This is a genomic window from Streptomyces diastatochromogenes (assembly GCF_002242805.1).
Classification (GTDB): Bacteria; Actinomycetota; Actinomycetes; order Streptomycetales; family Streptomycetaceae; genus Streptomyces; species Streptomyces diastatochromogenes.
In genome coordinates this window covers 184,629-205,260 of the sequence record NZ_MCGQ01000010.1, presented here as the reverse complement: position 1 = coordinate 205,260, position 20,632 = coordinate 184,629, and the positions used below count along the sequence as shown (strand labels likewise).

Genomic DNA, 20,632 nt, shown 5'->3' with positions numbered 1-20,632 from the left:
GGAACGCCATCCTGGGCGAAGGCTCAACGCCCCTCGCAGCCATCAGCAGTTACGCTCCGCGCGACGGGTCAGGTAGGGTCGCGGCGACTGTCATAGGCGACATCGAATTGATGCTGGCCAGGCGGCTGCCAGAGCCCCGCCCGTCCCTCCGGGTGCGAGCCGTGGGCTTCTTCGGGGCGAAGGCTCTGGCCTTGATGGTGCGGCCTCAGCTTTCAGCTGAGGCCGCGGCCCTTAGGGTCACTTCCACCGGTCGTAGAAGTACGCGACGACCAGCAGAACCTCGCAGGCCGCGGACACGGTGTCTGGCCTGAAGCGGAGTGGGATGTCCCTCTTGAAGCGACTCCTCCACTTCCCCTTCGCTTTCGGCTGGCGGTCTTTCCCGGATCGACGGGACGGCATGAGAGCCGACCCCCCTTCGGCCGGACGGGGAAGCGCCCCGCGTCGCTGAAGGCAGTTCGTCACGCCCCCAGCTGGCCTGGGCGTGCTGAGCCCTTCCTGTTGAGCCTTTCTTGAGGAAGAAGGTAGACACCCCCTCCGACCTGCGTCATTACATCTGAGGGGAATCTGAGCATCACGATCCGATAGCAATCGCACACGCGTCGTGGCAGTTGCTGGAAGGCACGCATCGGCTGGATGACGGAAGCCATGAGCAGCCGGAACCCACTTGACGTCGCCCTCGTTTATCAGCGTGACTGCGTTGACACACACGCGCGTGCACGCAGATCATCCGCGAGGTGTGGCGCACCAGTTGGGAGGGGACTGGACGCAACCTGGAGGTGCATGTCGCGTCCCTGCGCGCCAAGTTGCGCATGCCGGCCCTGATCGAGACCGTACGCCGGTGAAGGAGACGCTTCGGCACTCCACCATCATGCTGACCTCGGACACGTTCACGAGCCCGCTCCCTGAGCTGGACCGTGAGCCGCCGAGAAGGCAGCCAAGCTGATCCCCCGGTCGCGTCCGGCAGCTGCTGATTCGTCCGCCCAAGCGGCACCGATCCGCAGGCCACATCCGCTCTCGCGCTGGCTCGAAACGACGCAGCGCCTGAGCCAACCGGAGCTGGCTCAGGCGCTGCGTAGCAGGTCAGAAGGCGTTTACCTCCCCGCCACCGGTAGGCCCTGTGGGACTCGATCCCCCAACCAATGGATTAAATGTCGTGGCCAAAGCTTGCTGGGTGGTTCCGGACGGTTCTTCGGTGTCCGGAACCACCAGGTCAGAGCGCATGCGCCGTAAGCGGCGATCCACCTACCGATGGGTCGTGCCACACCGTCCGCTCACGGATCGCTCACGCAGGGCACCCCGCATGAACTGCACGGAACACTCTGGGCGGGCCACGCTTGCGGATCCATCCAAGATCGAAAAAAGTGGGCTCGACCCTACAGACGCCAGCCCGTTCGACGGGCAGCCTGGGTGTATCGGCTCAGCCACGTTCCCGTGGCGTAGATCTTCAAGATCAGCAAAGGCATCAACTCTGATGCTGACCCGCGCCCTCACGGCGGCAAGTGTTGTACGTGGTGCCTCAAAGTGGCTCGGCTCGTTGAGTTCAGCCGCGTGTCCGTCCAATCGTGCGGGTGAAGCCGAGGGTGATCACGAAATGTACCCAGCGGGGTACAGACTTCGCGGTGTGAGACGGAGAGGCTGGTGCCCGAGGTGGGGAGCAGCCGATGAGCGGGCTCGCGGTGGAATTCGAAGTAGCTACTGCCATTTGTGCTGCGCGGGTTCTCATTCGCCAACTTCGAGGGCTGTTGATGGACATCGGTAACGCAATCCGCGCCTGGCGCTCCGTGCGCGACGCCTTGCGGGACGATCAGGAGGAAGACCAGGGCTGACCTCTGCCCTCGCACCGCCTGGGCGGCGGGCGGACGGCGCCAGTCCCAGGGCGCTCAGCAGCCGAGACCGCTGTCACCGCCGAGCTGAATCTCTGCGGCCGGCCTGGTGACGAAAGGGCGCGGCGTTCCGTTTCGGAACAGCCGCAGGTGCTGGTCAGTTCTGAACGGGCACTGCTGATCATTTGCTCCGCGTCTCCGTCGGCAGCGAGTGACGGCGCACGATCATCAAGGGCGTGCGGACGACGGCGACAGCTCGGACTCAACCCAAGCGTCGCCGGGACGCTCCAGAAAACCCGTGGGAGCAGCGCACGGAGCAATCTATGATCGTTCGTCATGGGCGTGTACATAAGCCGACATCGGACAGATGTGACACCGAAGCGAGCATCGGAGTCGGATGCCGAATTCTTCGAACGGATCGCCGGTCCGTTCTGGGACCAGGTTCGAGATGTGATCAACGAGTGGTGGTCACACCTGCCCCCCGATGCTCAGCCCGGCCTGCGCAGTCGGCTACGCGATCGCAATTCCGACGCGAACGTCTTCTCCGCGCTGTGGGAGCTGTACGTGCACGAGATGCTGCGCGGATCCGGTTGCACCGTGGAGATCGAGCAGCAAATAGGCACAGGGGGAAAGTACCCAGACTTCCTGGTCACCCGTGGCGACCAGCAATTCGTTGTCGAGGCGATCTGGACGGCCGAGAATCTGGACGCAACCGGGAGCCGCTCGCTCCCGCCTCAGGTGGTGGACGTGATTGACCGCGTTCCGAGCCCAAACTTCTACGTGGCGTACAAGGTTGACAGCGTTGGCTCGACCACACCGCAGCAACGGCGGTTGAAGAACGAGTTGACACGATGGCTGGCAAGCTTGGACCCCGACCAGGTCACTGCCGAGTATGAGCAGAAGGTGCCGCTACCCAGGCATACCTGGCAGGAGGCAGGTTGGCGCCTCAGCTTCGAGGCGATCCCCCGCAGCCCCGGCAGGCGAGGCGATCCGACGAGCAGGACAATCGGCTTCCATCCCTCGGTGTGGGTCGCCGATGACTCAGATCGGGTACTCAAAGCCGTGAGAAAGAAGGGCAGGAAGTACGGCGAATTGGGGCTGCCATTCATCGTGGCGGTTGGCAATTCAGCGGTCTTTCCCGAGGATGAGGACACCGAAAGCGCGTTGTACGGGACCTCGGTCGAGTACGCCCACCACACCGGATCGACCTTCGGTCGCAATGCCGACGGCTACTGGACTGCTGCGCAAGATCAGACCCATAGCCGGGTCAGCGGCGTACTGACCGTCGACAATCCGGCACCTTGGACATGGGCGAAGAAGGCCCCAGTCCTCTGGCAAAGCCCCGCACCTGACTCGCTCCCGGCCCCCGTTCTCCCCACCTGGGAAACAGTGCAATTGGTTGATATTCACGTCGAACGTCAGTCAGCGGCTCGCCCCATCCGCACGTCTCTTGGTCTGTCTGAGGATTGGCCGATCGGAGATGCTTTCCCCCGGCGTCGGCCAAGCGCCGAAAGCTGAGAGCTCGACGCAAACGGGCGGATGCCCCACGTATGTAGAGTGCCCGGGGACCAGAGCAGGTCCCCTCGTCATACCGAGCAAGGGTGTCTTCACAGCCCAGTAACCGGCTGCCCTGTGGGCGCCCGGGCGATCTGCCAGACGGCAGCATGCTCCTGCACTTCACGTGGGATCGCGGACTTGTCGGCCGGCTACTGCTCACCGTCGTAGGTGCCGACCGCATCTATACCAAGACAGGGGCCACCGTTCCCAATGCGTCGCTACAGGTCGCATCTCCTCCTGTATGCCCTACCTCGCACCCCCCAACTGCCCCACTGCAAAGTTCTGTTGTGCGCCCTCAGCAGGCTGACCTCGCTGCTCGGCGCGACCCAGGCACTGTTCGGCTCGTAAACTTCGCTGTCCACTACTACGGCACCAACTCCTCGTGCATCATGGCCTCTTGTGGATGAGGGAGTCGTCGCACTGATAGCGGCAGGTTGCGGGCTTCTCGGCTCGATACTGGGAGCTGCTTTCACGGCATGGGCCACCAAGGCCGGAGCAGACAAGAGCGCTGATGCTGTGCGTGGACAGGCACACGACCAGGCTGCGAACGAACACGCCCATTGGCTACGGCAACAACGTCTTTCCGCCTGCGAGGGATTCCTCGACGCTTGGGACGAGTGCACCCGCAGGCGAAAGGAGCTGGCCCGTCCAGCAGAGGAGGGCCAACATAGGTCCTATCGTACAGAACTGCATCAAGCTGCCACTCGCATGCTGGAACGTGCGCGTCGCATATCTATTCTTGGCCCTGAAGAAGTCGCTCAAGCCTCTCAGGCGATCTCTGACGCAACCATGGAGAATATCGAGAGAGAAGAAAAGTTCGGCCAATACATCGAGGCAGCTATCGCACGCCTACGGGAGCAGGAAAGACATATCCGCGAACTCTCGCCAGATCTCAAATTTGAGCAGCTGAATCAGGTACTCGCCCACGCTGGCGACCTAGAGACCTTGCAGGAACGCTATTCCATAGAGGATCTGGAGCGGATTCTTGAAAATGCGGAGCACTCCATGGGAGAGGGGGAAGAGTGGCTCAGCAGGATGACCGCATTCGGGGAACTAGGGGACGAAATAAACAACGAAGGAGCGCGCTTCCTGGAGGGCTTTAAACGCAACATTCAGGTGACCGAAGAGAATAGGGCGGTATTCGTTCGCACCGTGCGGAACTCAATCGCAAGTCCGCCGATGCGTAACGACTGATCAGCCTCGTTCTGCCGCAGGAGATGAGCGCATACCCATCTCCCTCAACTCGTCGAAGACCACGCGGGAGTCACCCGTGGTCTGTACACGGACACCAGGAACTGGCTCCTGCAGCCCAACGCGCGGCAGCTCGGCGAGGTCGCCGCCACCACGGTCTCCGACCACTGCGGAACACCGGTGTTGTCGAGTTCTCCATGTACGGCGCCGCCGGCAACCTCGCGCTGCACGAGCGCGGCGACTTCCCCGGTCATCAACACGCGCGAACGCATCAGGCACCATCACGACCGTTAGCGGGACTTCGTGATCATCGAGCACCGCATCCTTGCCATCAGCTAAACGGCGAAGACCGCGCTCAGGAAGCTTCGGCGGGCTGGGGATTCCAGAGCTCGGTGTATCGCTCCACTTCCTCGGAGCTCAGTTCATTGTCGCCCTCGGTGCGCAGCAAGGTGGTGTCCCATGGCCGGCTGCCATCGGTGCGCGGGGTAAGCAGCACGCCGAGGGTGGAGCTCTGTTCGGCCAGGCCGGTCTGCTGGTGGAGTTGGTGGTGGCGCAGCAGTACGTACGACTGGAAGGCGGCTTCCACCTCGGGACCGAAGCGCGTGGCACATCCGAAGATGAGCTGGCGGGTGCCGGACGGGTCGATGGAACGGCGCCAGCGCCACTTGGATTCGTCAGCGGGCACCTCACGCACGTCGGCCAGCATGTCCAGCAGCAGTTGTCCCCACTCAGCGCGCGCTCCGACCGGCAGCTTGTCCAGGTCGGAGAGGAGGAGCTGCTGGTTGGGCTCACTCATCTGTGAGCGGATGGCGCTGGTGGCGACGTCCTCCATGATGATTCGCATAACCCGGTGAGCATGATCTGACCCCACCGGAGCCTGCGGGAGCAAGGGGGTGGAGAAGTGGCTCCCGCCGAGTCCGGCGACATCTGGGTTGAGGGGGCCGGGGGGTGCCTCGGCGTCGGCCGCGGCGAACTCGTAGTACCGCACGGGCTCTTCGCCCAGGGCTACAGGAGGCTCGACGGCGGCGCGGAAGAGGTAGTCGAGGACAGCGGTGGTAGAGCGCAGCTGGTCGAAGAGGAAGTCCCAGTCCCTCCGTGTCAGGGCGATCGTGGGGATACCGATCGGCTCCAGCGAGCAGATCGTGCCCTCGGGTACTTGCTCGTGATCCAGCAGGAACACCCCGATCCACTCGTAGGCATTGCCGTCGACAGACAGCGTGCGATCGCGGCCGTTGGCCATGTCTGCGGGCAGCATCCGCAACTGACGCACGGTGCCCTTGGCCTGACGTACAGCCTTGGTCGCCACCTTCTGGATCCAGGCCACCTCGCTGTCCGCGTCCTTGGGCTGGATCGTGCGCGCCTTGACCTGGATCACCGCGCCACGCCCTCCGGCGAGCAACAGCCTGTCGCCGAGCTCGCGTCGACCGGAGCCCTTGCTGACGTAGGCGGACTGGAAGACGAAATCGGGCAGACCCCAGGTGGCGGCAGCGGTGTGTGCCGCCACCTCGGCACCCGGGCCATGCTCCACGCCGGACGGCAGCGGTAGCGCTGGACGTATGCGCCGCACGTACTGCCCGTTCGCGGTTTCCACAATGAGCGTGAACGCGTCGGGGTCGTCGTCCTGGATGAACCGCCACAGCGCGGGAGAAGCCTGATCAGTCACGCCCTCTATTAGACGCAACGCACGGCCGCCGACACCTACCCTTTTCTCGTAGTACGTGTCACTCGGCAGCTTTCCGGCCCGGCATGAAGATGAGGGCCGCCCTGCAGGGCGGTCGTGCGGGCGTCCCAGGCACGCCGAGCAAGGCCGGTGCCCACGGACCCGAAACACGATATGCCCCAGCTGGCGGCACCTCTATCCTGGTCCGTTGCCCACCTGGAGATAGACGCCATGACCGCCCTGACAGACCCGCTCACCGAGGAGCAACGGCTCCTCCTCGACATCGTGTGGACGACGTTCGTCGAACACGAGCGCTTCCCGAACTTTTTCCACGTCGCTTACCGCATGCGAAAGCACGGCCACGACGCCGCGAAGGTCCTCTACAGCTTCCCCGTGATTGGCCACGATCAGGTCTCAAACGGCTACCGGGCCGTCGGGTGGTGGGGGCACGGCTTCACCCCGCAGTCCGACGGGCCGGTGTACCTGACCATGGCGGGGCTCTACCACCTGCAGCATGATCAGATGGCCCGCGATCTTGCCCGTGGCCTGCTGGCGTATATGCAGCAGATGACCCGGGAGCAGGACAGGATCCTCGACAGCCCCTTCGACCTGCCCGATATCGACGTGAACCTCGGCGAAGTCCTGAAGGAGATCGACGGCACCAGTCCCCTGCTGGAGCGCATGGCGCAGATCGCCGACCGAGAGTGGCCGGGCATGCGCTTCAACAAGACATCCCTCACGGGCCGAATCGGCGCGCTGCCATCCGCCGACTGCGACACCCTCGACCACTACCTCGCCGATATCGCCGCCCACCTGTCGCCGCCTGCGCCGCCGGAGGCGCTGTCCTTCACCGAGCCGCGCTCCTTGTTGCGCGCGCTGAACTTCCTCGACGTCACCTACGAGCTGGTCTTCGGCGAAGCCCTGGTTGTCCCGCCGCCCATGGACCGATCCAGCCTCCTCGCCTTGGACGTCGACGACGAAGCGGCCTACAACTCCGGGCTGGTCGTCCTGACCGACATCCTGCGCGACTTCAAAGTGCCCGGCCGCAGTCCAGGCTCGGGCCTGCTGCGACTAGAGGAACATCTCGCCGACGAGCTACCCGCGCTCGACCGCAACGCGGTCCACCAAGCCGTGCAGCTCCTGGACCAGATCCGTGTCATCCGCAACTCCGCCGTCCACCCCAAGCCGCGGCCGGAACTCGCCGCCGCCCACCACGCGCTTGGGCTGGGCTTCCCGGTCCGCGACTTCACCGCTGCCTGGGACAGCGTCCGCGCGCACGCTGAGCGGGCCGTGAGCAACCTGCAGGAGGCAATCCAGTCCGCTAGGCCCTAAGACCAGTCGCCGCGGAGGGTGTTTCTATCTGTTCGGTCAAGGTCTGTGGGCTTGGTCAGGAGAAAAAAGGTAGCCAGAAGGGGCATGATCTTGATGGGTGGTTCCGGACGCTTCTTCGGTGTCCGGAACCACCTCGTCAGGTCAGGTTCGATGTGACCTTCGATCCGATCCCTCGCCGCCGCCGCTGCATCGTCCGCTCACGCATCACTCAAGCACCCAACGCGTTCTACCGTGGTCGAGGGGCCGACTCCGATCACGCCTCGCTGCTTGGGTCAAGGGGGGCGTCCTCTCGCAGAGCCACTCCGAAGGGACCATTACTCGCCAAGTCCGTATCGCCCTGGGCAAACTGCTGATCCGATGGGAAAGCCGCTGGCAAGATGGCCGCTTGGGTGGACTGCGCGGCAGTCGGGGGAGCAAGGAGCAGTGGGTGGGGACGACGATTAACGGCCGGTTTCTGTTGCTCCCTCAGGAGGCCCGCCCGGGGGGGTTGTCCGAGGTCCGCAAGGCCGTGGACATCAAGAGCGCTGGCGGTGACCACGTCGCCGTGAAGCTGCTCAAGCAGCGGGAGGACGACGCGATCACCCGGATCTTCCTGGAGCGGGAGACCTCGGCGCTCAAGGCACTGAACCACCCCCATATCGTGCGGATGCTCGACTCTGGCTGGGATCAAGGGCTGGAGCGGTACTTCATCGCCCTGGAGTGGATTGACCGCAGCCTCAAGGACGAGATGGCAGATGGCCGTCCCCTTGACTGGCCGGCCTACTTCACACGCATAGGCGGACCGTTGGCTTCCGCCCTCGCGTATGCCCACGAGAAGGAGATCGAGCACCGTGATCTGAAACCGGGAAATGTCCTGCTGACCGGCGACGGCACGGTCAAGCTCGCCGACTTCGGGATCGCCAAGATCTTGTCCAAGGCCGCAGCCGTGACCGACGAGACGGTCGCGGACTTCCGATCCGCTCTGTACTCGCCGCCCGAGCAGAGCGAGGCAGTCCCGTACGTCCGTGACGTGTACGCCTACGCGGTCCTGGCCATTCAGGTCCTCTCCCGCAGCCAGGCACGTGACTACCACGATCTGGCGACGGTACTCGACGGTCTGGAACTCGACACCGAGATCCGCAACGTCCTCAGAACCTGCATCGACCTTGACCCGAAGAAGCGGCCAGCCAACGCTATCGTCCTCGAACACCGGCTCCTGGAGGCCGAACGGGTCTGCGAAAACCGTGATGCTCGCCAACGCAACGCGCTCTGGCTGAAGATGACCCGTCGCGCGGCCGAAAGCTTGAGCACCACCCCGGCCGGAGAAGAGATCGACTGGGATGCGGTGAAGAACACGGTGCTCGCGGACATCTCCGGCACGGTTCATGTCGACTACGGCTACAACGCGCAGAGCGACGAAGTCGACACCGGCACGGTGCGGGTGTTCGGCCAGAGTCTGTTCCTGCGCCTGGTCAACGACGAGGATCAAAGCGACCGATGCGTCATCGTTTCGGCCGAGGAACGAGCAGAGGAATGGATGGCCAAGCGCCGTGCGTCCGCCCTCAAACTCGGCCCCATCCTCACCTGGACGTTCAACGATCCGGGCGAGGACCCGGCGTACGACGGCCTCAACCTGCTGCTGGACAGCCTCAACGAAGAACTTGACGCACGCGAGACACAGGCCAAGGAGGGTAAGCGCCAGCAGCTCGGCGACCTGTTCGACGGCTGGCGCCGCGTCCTGGAAGCCCGTGAGGAAGCGGCGGCCAACGGGCGGCAGCCGATCCAGTACGAACGGCTGGAAGGCGGCGGCCGCACCCGAGTCTTCCATCTCGCCGCGCCCGACACTACCGCCGAAATCGGTGAAGAGTGGTCCGTCGCGGAGTACCCCTACAGTCGGCCCATCGACCGTGGCGAGATCACCAACCGCACTGACGACACCGTCGTCCTGCGAATGACGCGTCCCCAGGCCGTCCTGCCCGCCCGGGGGGTACTGCTCCCCTTCCTCGGACCCAGCCAGAACGCGATCAACCGGCAGCGCGACGCACTTACCGCGGTCGCCGCCGGCCAGACCGCAAATCTCGACCTGCGGCAGATCATCGATAACCCCGGAGTCCTTGAGGTCGGCCCGCCCACCGAAGTCACCACCTGGGTCCGCGCCGACCTCGACCAGAGCAAACGGGACGTCGTCGCCCACGCCCTGGGCACCCAGGACCTACTGCTCGTCGAGGGACCACCCGGCACTGGCAAGACGACCGTGATCGCTGAGATCGTCGAGCAGACCCTCAGCCGGCATCCCACCGCCCGCATCCTCATCGTCAGCCAGACCCACATCGCCATCGACAATGCCCTCAAGCGCCTTGAAGACGCAGGCATCACCGAACTCGTCCGCCTCGGCCGCGTCGACGATCCACGCGTCGCTGAAAGCGCACAGCCGCTGCTGCTCGACCGGCAAGTCAAGAAGTGGACCCAGGGTGTCCGGACGCGCGCAGAACGGCATCTGGAGAGCGTGGCCGCCAACAGCGGCCAGCAGCCCAGCCACCTCAAAGCGGCCCTGGTGCTGGAAGAACTCGCCGCCGTGGCCGCCGACCTCGCCCATGTGACGGCCCGCCTCGACGAGCTGGCGAACCAGCCTGTGCCTGAGCGCACCACCTCCGCCAGAGAGCTCGGCGAGGAAGTCGTCACCACCCGAGCCCGTCGAGAACAGCTCCTCGAACAGCGGGCAGAGCTGTTCGCCGAAGTGCAGACCATGCTCGACGGCGAACTCACCCTCCGCGAGGAAATGAGCGCCGCAGACGCCCGCGACGTGGTCGAGGCGCTCCTCGGCCCGGCCGGGACCGGCAGGGAACTGATGCACCTGCTGCGCCTCCAGGGCGAATGGCTGCAGCGAATCGGCACCGACCAGAACCTGATCGCGGGCTTCCTGCGCACCCGGCGCGTCATCGGCGGCACCGCGCTCGGCTTCCTCGGCCACCCGGCGGCCCGGGATCTCGAATTCGACCTGTGCATCTTCGACGAGGCGTCCAAGGCGACCGCGACCGAGGCGTTGGTGCCAATGGCCAGGGCCAAGCGATGGGTGCTGGTCGGCGACACCAACCAGCTGCCTCCCATCGATGAGGATCTGCTGCGCGATGAAAAGATCATGGCCGATCACCAGCTCATCCCCGAGCTGGTGAAGACCACCCTGTTCCAGTACTTCGCCAACTCCACCAAGGCACCCGTCAAGCACCTGCTGCGCGAGCAGTACCGGATGACCCCGGCGATCGGCAACATGATCAGCAGCTGCTTCTACGACAACAAGCTAATCTCGCCCAACGACCATGTCCTTCCCGGCTACAGCACGGTCAACAAACCCGTCCTGTGGCTGGACACCAGCGCTCTGCCGAACCGCCGCGAGGACGAGCAGTCCGCCGCACAAACCAGCGTTTCAAACCGCCTTGAGGGCCAACTCGCGATGCGACGCCTGGAAGTCATCGACCGGGCCATCGACAAGGGGGTGATCAAGACTCCCGACGGCAAGCGCCTCGACGTCCTGCTGATCGCCCCCTACGGCCGCCAGGTCGAAGAACTCACCAAACGCCTAGCCTCCCTGAGACTCAAGCACATCGCTCCAGAAGTGCTCTCCGTCGACGCGGTACAGGGTCGAGAATGCGATCTCGTCGTGTTCTCCGTGACCCGAAGCAACATCAGCGGTCGCTTCGGATTCCTTGGCCAGCCCTACTGGCGCCGCATCAACGTCGCTCTCTCCCGCGCCCGCTACGGCTTGATCATCGTTGGCGACGCTGGCTTTTGCCGCAGCAAGCCCGGCGCCCTGCGCGACGTCCTCGACTACATGAGCGGCCACCCGGAAGACTGCGAGATCCGCAATGCCTACCTCTAGCCCCACCTTCGGCGACGACAGCCTCCTGGCCCTCCGCTTCCACAACACCCGTCCCGGACTCGAACTCATCCAGATCGCCGACGCCGCACTGCCTGTCGCCCGGATCACCGCCGAGGTCCTCGCCCAGGACAGCAAGGACCTCCCGCTTATGGAGGAATTCGTACTGCGGCTGGTCGACCACAACGTGAGCAACACGCGTGGTATCGCCGGCCTACTCGGCCTGCCCGAAAACATGGTCGACCGGACCGTCGCCGTGCTGTTCGGCTCAGACGACCTCAAATGGGCCCGCCCCACCCCCGCAGACGCAGGCCGGGCTCCCGGCCTGCGGCTCACAGACAAGGGCCACCTCACTGCCCAGAAGGCCGCCGCCGTAGCGCCCGTGCGGGTCAACCAGCCGCTCGTCTACGACCAAATGCTGTGGAAGGTAGCCCCCTACGACCGCCGCACCACCATCCCGCGCGGGCAGGCCGAGGAAAACGGCATGATCATGCTGCCCGCCGCAAGGTCCGGGCCCGTCAACGACGGAGACATCACCGCAGCGGAAATCACCGCTCTGCTCCGCGAGAACGGCAACAACAAACGCGAAGTCCTCCAGGTCAAAGGCATCTCCCAGGCCCCGGCCCGCCGTGTCCTGCCGGTCAAGCTCCTGGTGTATGCCGACGCAGACCGTACCGACGTCGAAGTCGGCATCGTCGTCGACGGCGAACTCAGTCAGGCCCACGAACTCGCTCTCATCGGCCACGGTGGTGCCAAGGCCCTCGGCATCTCTGTCGCGCCGCCCCCCGAACGCCCTCTTCTCGACCCCGACCTCGAAAAGGCCCGCGTACCGCTGCAAGAGGTCACCCAGCACCGTGCAGAACAGGCCGCATTCCAGCTCGGCGCTCACGCCCCCATGCCCGGTCCGCCGGCAGTTCAGCAGCCACAGGCAGACGAGATCCGAGCCATCGGAGTCTTCGAGCATCCGGACGTCCTCGACGACGCACTCACCAACGCCCGCCGCCGACTCTTGATCATCTCCCCGTGGATCAAGAACGCGATCATCACCACCGACTTCCTTAGCAAACTCGAACGCCGGGTCAAACAAGGCGTCAAAGTGGACATTGCCTACGGCTACGAGGAAAACGACACCAAGACCGACCCTGCCTCCGTCCGGAAACTCACCAACCTCGCCGACCGCTACCGCGACAAACTCAGCTTCACGCGTCTGAAGAGCACCCATGCCAAGGTCCTCGTCTACGACGACGTTTGGGTGACCACGTCCTTCAACTGGCTCTCTTTCAAAGGTGATCCCGAACGCACCTACCGCATGGAGGAAGGAAGCCTCGTCCGCAACCGCCAGATCGCCGACACCCAGTACGCCCGCTACCTTGAGCTGATCGCCGACCAGCGCCGATAACTGTCAGCGGTGGTGCCTCCCGCATGCCGCTGCACCTTTGCACCGGGTCTTGTGAGCGTCGGTCAGCCGCTGGCTCGGATCATTACGGTGAGGACCGGTGAGGCCGGTGACGGCTGGCTCTGTCCGATGTCCTGGTACCCCCACAACTTGTAGAGCGCGTGGACCTTTCCGTCGCCAGCGGCCGGGTTGACCATGAGCGTGACGTACGGCTCGTCGCGTGTGGCGAGGAGGGCGTCATGGATACGCCGGGCAGTACCGGTCTTCCGCCAGGTCGGTCGGACGCCGATCTCTTTCAGGGCCACGGCCGGACGCTCGGTGTACATCTCCGCCGGCGTCGGGCTGGTGCGCTGCCAGTAGCGGTCGCCGTGCTCGATGGTGTTGCCGTAGGCGTAGCCGACCGGGTGCCCGTCCGCGTACGCGAGGACGGCCGTGAACCCCGGCTCGGTGCCGTGCCGGTCCAGGCGTTCGCCGAACGCGGTGACCGCGTAATTCGGCAGGTGGAGGAGCGGGGCGCGCACGTCGGCGTACACGTCGAGGAGGTCGCCGCGGGCTGTGTCGAGGGTGGTGAAGGTGCGCAGTTCGATGGCGGGCGCCGTGGTCATGCGGCCATCCTCCAGGTGGCGGTGTGCTCGGTCCAGGTCTGCACGGTGGAGCTGGCCGGCGCGGTGGCGCGCAGTGCGGCCCCGAACTCCTGCAGCATGCGCGTGACCCGGGCGTGCTGGGTGGCAGCCTCAGCGGGGACCTTCATCGCGGTGGCCGTGGCGGCTTCGGGGGCGCCCTGGGCGAGCTGGGCGTGGGCGAGCCGGGTGGTGGTGATGGCCCGGGACCGGATCATGTGGGGCCGGAGGGCGGACAGGCAGCGGTGGGCGTGGTACTCGGCGGTCGAGTAGTCACCGAGAGCCAAGTGCGCGGAGAGGGCCAGGGAGTCCAGTTCGGCCTGGTCGTAGAAGGCGAGCATCCACACCGGGCGGTAGTCGGTGGGGTCGGCGCGCACCATGGCGTCCTGGGCCTGTTCGAAGGCACGGCGGGTGCCGGTGCGGTCCTGGGCTGCGCCGTGGATGGCGCCCTGGCGGGCCAGGCCGAGGGAGGCGAACAGGGGGTCACGGCGGGTGAGGTGCAGGTTGCGGGCGACGTCGTTGGCGGCGAACGCGTCCGCCGGTCGGCCCATGTGGCGGTACATGGTGCCGGCGTGGCTCCAGATGCGGAACTTGATGGCCTGGTCGCCGGACATCTCGGCGAGGGCCTGGGCCTCGCGCATGTGTGCCTTGGCGACGTCGTAGCGCCGGCCGTCGATGGCGGCCCACATCGCCGAGGAGCGGAAGGCGGCCGCTGAGGCGTAGAGGTTGCTTCGTACGCGCTGGGTGGCGCTGCCTGCGTTCTGGAGGTTGAGCGCCTCGTCGGCGAGGGCTGCGGCCCGCTGTTCGATGCCGAGCTGTCCGCCGTGGCGGTGGTCGCTGGCGATGATCTCGGCGAAGCGCTTGTTGAGGCGGTTGACGTCGCTCATGCCGATCCGGCGCGGCGATGCTGTACCGGGTGCGGCTGCTGCTGCGGCTACCGCCGCGATGCTGCCGACGAGGGTGCGGCGCTTCATGTCGGGGTCCTCCTGCTGTGGTGGGGCCGGGGTGGACGAAGGCCGGCTCCGTGGCACGAACCCTAAGGCGATGGCGGGTAGTCCGGTGACGTCCTCAAGTGCCTTGCGGGCGGCTGCCTTTGGCCAGGTGACCCGGCCCGATTTCCATGCCCGGACCGATGAGCCGTCGAGTCCTCCAGGGCGCCCGACCAACCGTTCAATGGCCCTGTTCACGGCCTCGGCGAGGTTGTTGGAGCTGTAGCCGTGTTCGGTCATCCACGCCTCAAGAACGGTGTTGCGGGTGGTGTCCATGCGGGCACGGTAGCCCTCGCTATCCCCGCCCGCCAGGTAAAGGGGAAGTCAAAACACCCTAGGTGAGTCCGTCGACTAAGTACCTGAATGTCCTAACCAGCTTGCTGGAAAAAAGAGTTGTCTGGGTGCTGGTCGCCCGCCACGCCCCACCGTGCGGGCGGCTGTTGACGGCCCGGTCCGCCCCTGAGGTTCCCTCGCGAGGGTGGGTCGGGCACCGAGACGACACGAAGGCTCCACCCCAATGACGAGTCTGAGAACACCAGTTGAGGCCCTCTCCACCGGCCACCCCACGTACAGCCAGACCTTCCCGTGCAAGCCGTCCACAGCCGAGCTCGGCCGCGAACTCGTCCGAGACATCCTCGGCGTGTGGCACCTCGACGGTCTCGCCGACCGTGCCGCGCTGATCATCACGGAACTCATCGCGAACGCCTCCAGGCACACGCCGTGTCCCGAGATTCGCCTCACGGTTGGACGGCCAAGCGCGACTCGACTGCGTGTCGGGGTCGTGGACCGGGAACCGTCGCGTCTTCCCATACTCAGCCAGGCGGCTGACGACGACGAGTCGGGGCGCGGGCTGCTCCTCGTCGATGCTGTCGCCGACCGCTGGGGCTACGACCTGCACGGCTCGGACAGACGCCCTTGGGGCAAAGAGGTCTGGGCGGAACTCCGTACCGAGGGCAGCAAGTGAGCATCCCGGCCACGGCATCCTCGCCCCTTCCGGATCTGGCCCGACTCCAGCCCGCCAGCAGATGGCCATGGACTGTGCCCTCTGCACCCGGCCACTGGGAGCGAGCGGTCGATGACTGGGCGAGATACGCCACCGGGGCCTGCCGTTCCAGCTCTGGGCCTGCGCTCCCAACTGCCAGGCCGCCAGATCGACTATCCCGACCAGTTGAGAAGGGGGACGTTCTTCCATGGAGTGGCCGTGGATCACCGGTGACTGCTGGCTCGGCTGCGGGCGTACCGGCGTCCTGGTGATCTGGCTCGGTCCGGTGCAGTGGGACGGGCAGCACGCTCCCTTCTACGCGTGCGAGTCGTGTCTCGATCGTCTCAAGGCCCAGGCGCTCGCCTACTTCATGGAGCGGCGACCGGCATCTGCTTGATCAGAATCCCGGCACATGACTTCCCGGCGTGAGGCAGGCACCCCGCGAGGACTTCTACGCGGAGTACGTCCCCTCCTGCCGGGCAGCCAGGGGCCGTCCGGTGAGCAGCCCTCTGGCAACGCTCCCGCGGCGGCACCTGGTGGGCGCTCCAGCCCAGTAACACCACAACGATTACGAGGAGTTGAAGCATGACTCGCAGCACCGTAGTTCCCAGCCGCACCGAAGTACGCCCGCAGATCCCTGGGGCATCGGACGGCTTCGACCTGGACGTCTCCCTCGTCGAGATCGCCGACCCGGCGGGCCTGGTGAACCTGACCGACGACAACTGCGGGTCCACCTGCGGCGCCTGCACCACCAACGTCGCCTGACCCGGTCCCGAGATCACCCCGGTCTGGTGCCGCCGCGTCTCCGCGCGGCGGCACCAGCCGCCGGCCCCCTCACCTACGGAGGTACTTGGTGATTGCTCCGACTGCAGCGTTCCGCACCGGTTCCACCGCTCTGGTGCGCGCCGTGGCCCGGCCCTCGTTGCCGTTCCCTCCGTGCCCTGACCTCGATGACCGCTCACCCAGCGGTTCGTCTGCCCGTTTAGCGTGGCTACGCACGGTATGGGCGGACAGTGACGTCGCCGAGGCACTCCACCACTCCAGCCCGGCCCTGGCCACGCAGGTACGGGCCCTGTGTACGGCCGAACGCCCCGCCCTCCGTGACGTGCAGCGCACAGCGCTGTCCGTGGCCCGCTACCTGCTGCGGGCCCAGCACCGGGCGACGCCCTTCGGCCTGTTCGCCGGCGTGGCCACCGCGGAGTTCGGCCCGCAGGCACGGGCCGACTGGGGCGAGGAACACGTGGCCGTCGGTCGCGCGGGGGCGGAGTGGCTAGCTGCCGTCGTCGAGCGGTTGGAGTTGTGTCCGGACCTGCTCGAACGGCTACCCGTAGTCGTCAACAACACCGTGACGTACCGGGGAGACCGGCTCGTCGTGCCGTTTCAGCCCGACGTCCACGACGACCGGACACGTGCGGTCGAGGCGTCTCTGGCCTTGACCGGACCGGTGCGCGCGGTCCTTGCCGCGGCCCGGCTGCCGATCCGGTTCGGAACCCTGGTGGACAAGCTCCAGGCGGAGTTCCCCGAGGCCGGTCCCGAGAAGGCACGTCAACTGCTGGCGGAGTTGGTCCAGCAGCGGGTGCTGATCACGGGCCTGCACGCTCCGAGCACCGAGACCGATGCCCTCAGGTATCTGGTGGGCCAACTCGACGCAGTCGACGCTGGAAGCCTCGCCCCGGTCGCGGAGACCGTACGCGAACTCCACGCGGTCCGGGCGGGCCTGAAGGAATGTGCCACGCATGGCGGCCGGAACAGCGTCGCGGCGCGGATGCGAGACCTCGTCCCCGGCCTGCGTCGCCACTCCGTCGCGCTCGACCTCCGCCTGGACGCACAGATCGTTCTGCCGCAAGCGGTCGCCCGAGAGATCGAGCGCGCCGCTCTCATCCTGACCCACTTGAGCAGCCGCCCGTACGGGACCGCCGCCTGGAACGAGTACCACCAGCGGTTCTACGAGCGGTACGGCATCGGCACGATGGTGCCGCTCGCGGAGGTCGTCGCGGACAGCGGCACCAGCTATCCCGACGGCTACCCAGGCGCTCCGGCCAGCCCACGCAGGCCCCGCGTCTCCGCTCGGGATGACGTCCTCGTACGGCTGGCCCAGGCCGCCGCACTCGACGGCCGTGACGAAGTGATCCTCACGGACGACCAGATCAAGGCCCTGGAAGTGGGCCCCGACGAGCCTCGGCTGCCGCCGCACTTGGAGATCGGGGTGCGGGTACACGCGGCCAGCCTGGAGGAGTTGCAGCGCGGGCGGTTCCGGCTGGAGGTCATGAGCGTGTCCCGAGGCGCCGGCGTCTCCACGGGCCGGTTCCTCAGCGTGCTGGCCCTCGCGGACCGGGAGGCACTGGTCGCAGAGCTTGCCGACCTCCCGGCCGCAGACGGGAACACCGTGCCCGCGCAGCTGTCTTTCCCGCCCCTGCTCCCGGAGAGCGCCCACGTCACCCGCTCCCCACAGGTTCTCCCCACCGTGATCAGTCTTCAGGAGCACCGCGCCCCGCAGGACACCGTCCTGTCCCCGGAGGACTTGGCTGTGGGGTGCGACGGCCGCCGCATGTACCTCGCTGTCCCCGAGCGAGGCCACCGTGTTGAGACCGTCGGGATGCACGCGCTGAACCTGCGCACCCACACCCCGCCGCTGGTGCGGTTCCTCACCGAACTGTCCCGCGCCCAGTGCGCGCAGGTCACCGTCTTCGACTGGGGCGCCGCAGCTGCGATGCCGTTCCTTCCACGTCTGCGGTACGGCCGGACCGTACTGGCCCCGGCGCGCTGGCGGCTGGAAGCGTCCGAACTGCCCGGCCATGCCCGCCCTCGGGCCGAGTGGGACACCGCGCTCAGCGACTGGCGTGCCCGGCGGAGGCTGCCGCACCGCGTCCATCTCGTTGAGGACGACCGACGCCTCTTCCTCGACCTCGACGAGGCCGGCCACCGTGCGCTCCTGCGCAGGCACCTCGACCATTCGCGCCTGGCCGTGCTCGTCGAGGCCCCGGAACCGGAGGCGTACGGCTGGTGCGGTGGGCGAGCCCACGAGGTCGTGGTACCCCTCAAAGCAACCAGGCCGTCGGCATGGCCGCCACTGCCAGCCCCCACCCGGGCTCGTGCCCTGTCGGTGACCCAGATGCAGACACCTGCCGCTTCCCCGGTTCTTCTGGCCGCCCTGTACGGTGACCCCCGCCGCCAAGACGTCTTACTCTCCCGGTACTTGCCCGGCCTACTCGAACAACTCGGCAACCCGCCATGGTGGTTCATCCGCTTCCGCGACCCGGACCAACACCTCCGCGTACGCATCGCCCTCCCCGCCCTGGAAGCCTTCGCCGACACGGCCCGAACGGTGAGCGCCTGGGCCGACGAGCTACGAAGCATCGGCCTGCTGGCCGACCTGCGCTATCCCACCTCCTACCGGGAGATGGGCCGCTGGGGCTCCGGCACCGCATGGGAGGCGGCCGAGGAGGTGTTCCGGGCGGACTCGCGCGCCGTCCTGGCCCAACTCGCGCAGCCACGGCGTCCGGGCCAGCGCACGCTGGTGGTGGCCCACACGGTCGCCATCGCCTCCGCTTTCCTGGGCACCACCGAGGCTGGGATGCAGTGGCTGATCGACCATGTCTCGCCGATCGCACCCGTGCCCGTTCCGCGCCCGCAGTTCACCGAGGCCGTACGGCTCGCCGACCCGAGCGACGACTGGTCGGCCTTGCGCAGGGTCCCGGGCGGAGACGCCATCGTGTCCGGATGGACTGACCGGGATACGGCGCTTGCCGCGTACCGGCCGCACCTTCCCGGCCCGGACACCCAGGGCATCGCCCTCGACGACGTTCTGACCTCCCTGTTGCACGTCCACTTCGTGCGCCACGTCGCCGTGAACTTCCTGGAGGAAGAGGTGTGCCTCTACCTGGCGCGCGCCGCCGCCCTGGCCTGGACGGCTCGCACTCGGGGGAGAACCTCGTGAACGCCCACCCTGCGCTCGGTCTGGTCGACACCATCGCCGCCCAGCTCGCCGACCCCGAGACCATGCCATGCGGCTCTAGGACGCTGTCCTTGGATCGGCAGCATCTTGCCTACGGGCCGCCCGGCATCGCGCTCCTGCACATTGAGTTGGCCGCGAACGGCCTCGGCCCGTGGCACCGCGCCCACGACTGGCTCACCGCCGCCTCCCGGCAGCCGCTCACCAGCGGCCCGGACAGCCACCCGTTCTACGGAGTGCCTGCCTTCGCCCACGCCCTGTCCTGTGCCGCCGACCACCTTCCCGGCTCCTACCACCGCGCCCTCGACGCGATGGACGCCCAGATCACGGTCGACGTCGGACGCCGTCTCGACGCGGCCCACCGCCGCATCGACGCCAGACGCCTGCCGCAGCTCGCCGAGTTCGACGCCATCCGGGGTCTCACCGGATACGGCGCCTACCTACTGCGCCGAAGCCCCGGCAGCTCCACGACGCGCGCCGTTCTCGACTACTGCGTGCGCCTCACCGAACCGATCACCCACCACGGCGAGACCCTTCCGGGCTGGTGGGCGGAGACCGGGCCCTCGGGCAGCCCGGACGACCGATTCCCCGGCGGGCACGCCAACACCGGTATGGCGCACGGCATCGGCGGCGTCCTCGCACTCCTAGCCCTTGCCGCTCGGGACGGCTCCGTCACCGATGGGCACCACGCAGCACTGCACACCATCCTGGCATGGCTGGACCGCTGGAAGGAGGAGGTCGACGGCGGACCGGTCTGGCCGTACTGGGTCACTCAGGGCGAGCTGCGAAGCTGGCATCTCGCCCCGTCCGCACCCCGGCGACCATCCTGGTGCTACGGCACCGCCGGCCTCGCCCGCGCCGAGCAACTTGCCGCGCTTGCCCTCGGCGACACCCGCCGCCAGATTGCCGCGGAGAAAGCACTCGTGGCCGCCCTTACCGCCCCCGAGCAGCTGAAGGCCACGACGGACAACGGCCTCTGCCACGGGTTCGCCGGCCTCGCCCACGTCGCCACGCGTACGGCCGACGACGCCCACCCCTCGACCGCGGAGAAACTCCGCGCCGCGATCCCGGCCCTCCTGGCTGCGGTCATGCCACCGGGCACCGACCCCGAACTCACGGCCACGGCGCTCATCCAGGACGAGGAAGGCGGCCCCGGCTTCCTCGACGGCGCCGCCGGCATAGCCCTGACCCTCCTCGCGTCCAGCACCGCCGCACCACCCCGGTCCGCCTGGGACGCATGCCTCCTCATCGCTTGATCCACCGACCGAAGGACCTCA

The 20,632-nt window shown here is 66.8% G+C and carries 14 protein-coding genes and 1 pseudogene; 12 read left to right on the top strand and 3 right to left on the bottom strand.

Annotated elements, in window-relative coordinates; all coding sequences use genetic code 11:
- Positions 1–719: 719 nt before the first annotated feature.
- From BEK98_RS11700 to BEK98_RS48545, 4 genes and pseudogenes are all read left to right on the top strand, one after another.
- A pseudogene (locus BEK98_RS11700) lies at positions 720–842 on the top strand (winged helix-turn-helix domain-containing protein); the annotation flags it as partial.
- An 819-nt stretch (positions 843–1,661) separates the two neighbouring features.
- Positions 1,662–1,826, top strand: a complete 165-nt coding sequence (locus BEK98_RS48945; protein ID WP_167444140.1) for a hypothetical protein — start codon at positions 1,662–1,664, stop codon at positions 1,824–1,826.
- A 333-nt stretch (positions 1,827–2,159) separates the two neighbouring features.
- The gene (locus tag BEK98_RS11690; RefSeq protein ID WP_244201838.1) at positions 2,160–3,341 is read left to right on the top strand and encodes a hypothetical protein; all 1,182 of its coding nucleotides are present in this window, start codon (positions 2,160–2,162) and stop codon (positions 3,339–3,341) included.
- Positions 3,342–4,088: 747 nt separating this feature from the next.
- Entirely contained in the window at positions 4,089–4,574 is a 486-nt protein-coding gene (locus BEK98_RS48545; RefSeq protein ID WP_143684109.1) for a hypothetical protein, read from the top strand.
- Between the two features lie 352 nt (positions 4,575–4,926).
- Here BEK98_RS48545 and BEK98_RS11685 read toward each other — a convergent pair whose 3' ends face one another.
- Complete coding sequence (locus tag BEK98_RS11685) at positions 4,927–6,234, bottom strand: hypothetical protein (protein ID WP_094216383.1); 1,308 nt, start codon at positions 6,232–6,234, stop codon at positions 4,927–4,929.
- Positions 6,235–6,462: 228 nt separating this feature from the next.
- On the opposite strand from BEK98_RS11685, the gene BEK98_RS11680 reads away from it, so the two are divergent.
- The 3 genes from BEK98_RS11680 (at position 6,463) to BEK98_RS11670 (ending at position 12,815) form a co-directional block, all read left to right on the top strand.
- Entirely contained in the window at positions 6,463–7,563 is a 1,101-nt protein-coding gene (locus tag BEK98_RS11680; protein ID WP_143684108.1) for a hypothetical protein, read from the top strand.
- A 427-nt stretch (positions 7,564–7,990) separates the two neighbouring features.
- Entirely contained in the window at positions 7,991–11,419 is a 3,429-nt protein-coding gene (locus BEK98_RS11675) for a serine/threonine-protein kinase (protein WP_094216382.1), read from the top strand.
- Positions 11,420–11,567: 148 nt separating this feature from the next.
- Complete coding sequence (locus tag BEK98_RS11670; protein WP_244201837.1) at positions 11,568–12,815, top strand: phospholipase D-like domain-containing protein; 1,248 nt, start codon at positions 11,568–11,570, stop codon at positions 12,813–12,815.
- Positions 12,816–12,877: 62 nt separating this feature from the next.
- On the opposite strand, the gene BEK98_RS11665 is transcribed toward BEK98_RS11670, so the two are convergent.
- Complete coding sequence (locus BEK98_RS11665) at positions 12,878–13,417, bottom strand: GNAT family N-acetyltransferase (protein WP_033308375.1); 540 nt, start codon at positions 13,415–13,417, stop codon at positions 12,878–12,880.
- On the bottom strand, positions 13,414–14,661 hold the full coding sequence (locus BEK98_RS11660; protein WP_483027324.1) for an NsdA family TPR-like regulatory protein: 1,248 nt from the start codon (positions 14,659–14,661) through the stop codon (positions 13,414–13,416). Before BEK98_RS11660 ends, BEK98_RS11665 begins: the two co-directional genes overlap by 4 nt.
- Positions 14,662–14,938: 277 nt before the next feature.
- Here BEK98_RS11660 and BEK98_RS11655 point away from each other — a divergent pair, with 277 nt between their 5' ends.
- From BEK98_RS11655 to BEK98_RS11635, 5 genes are all read left to right on the top strand, one after another.
- Positions 14,939–15,385 carry an ATP-binding protein gene (locus BEK98_RS11655; protein WP_094216380.1) on the top strand — a complete coding sequence of 149 codons (447 nt, stop codon included), beginning with the start codon at positions 14,939–14,941 and terminating at the stop codon, positions 15,383–15,385.
- 226 nt (positions 15,386–15,611) lie between these two features.
- Positions 15,612–15,800 (top strand): hypothetical protein, encoded by a 189-nt coding sequence (locus BEK98_RS11650; RefSeq protein WP_033308377.1) that lies wholly within the window; start codon positions 15,612–15,614, stop codon positions 15,798–15,800.
- A 188-nt stretch (positions 15,801–15,988) separates the two neighbouring features.
- Positions 15,989–16,168, top strand: a complete 180-nt coding sequence (locus tag BEK98_RS11645; RefSeq protein WP_016825826.1) for an FxLD family lanthipeptide — start codon at positions 15,989–15,991, stop codon at positions 16,166–16,168.
- A 157-nt stretch (positions 16,169–16,325) separates the two neighbouring features.
- A complete protein-coding gene (locus BEK98_RS11640; RefSeq protein ID WP_094216525.1) occupies positions 16,326–19,340 on the top strand; it encodes a lantibiotic dehydratase in 3,015 nt (1,004 codons plus the stop codon).
- Positions 19,337–20,611, top strand: a complete 1,275-nt coding sequence (locus BEK98_RS11635; protein ID WP_094216379.1) for a lanthionine synthetase C family protein — start codon at positions 19,337–19,339, stop codon at positions 20,609–20,611. The genes BEK98_RS11640 and BEK98_RS11635 overlap by 4 nt, the downstream gene beginning before the upstream one ends.
- The last annotated feature ends 21 nt before the right edge of the window (positions 20,612–20,632 follow it).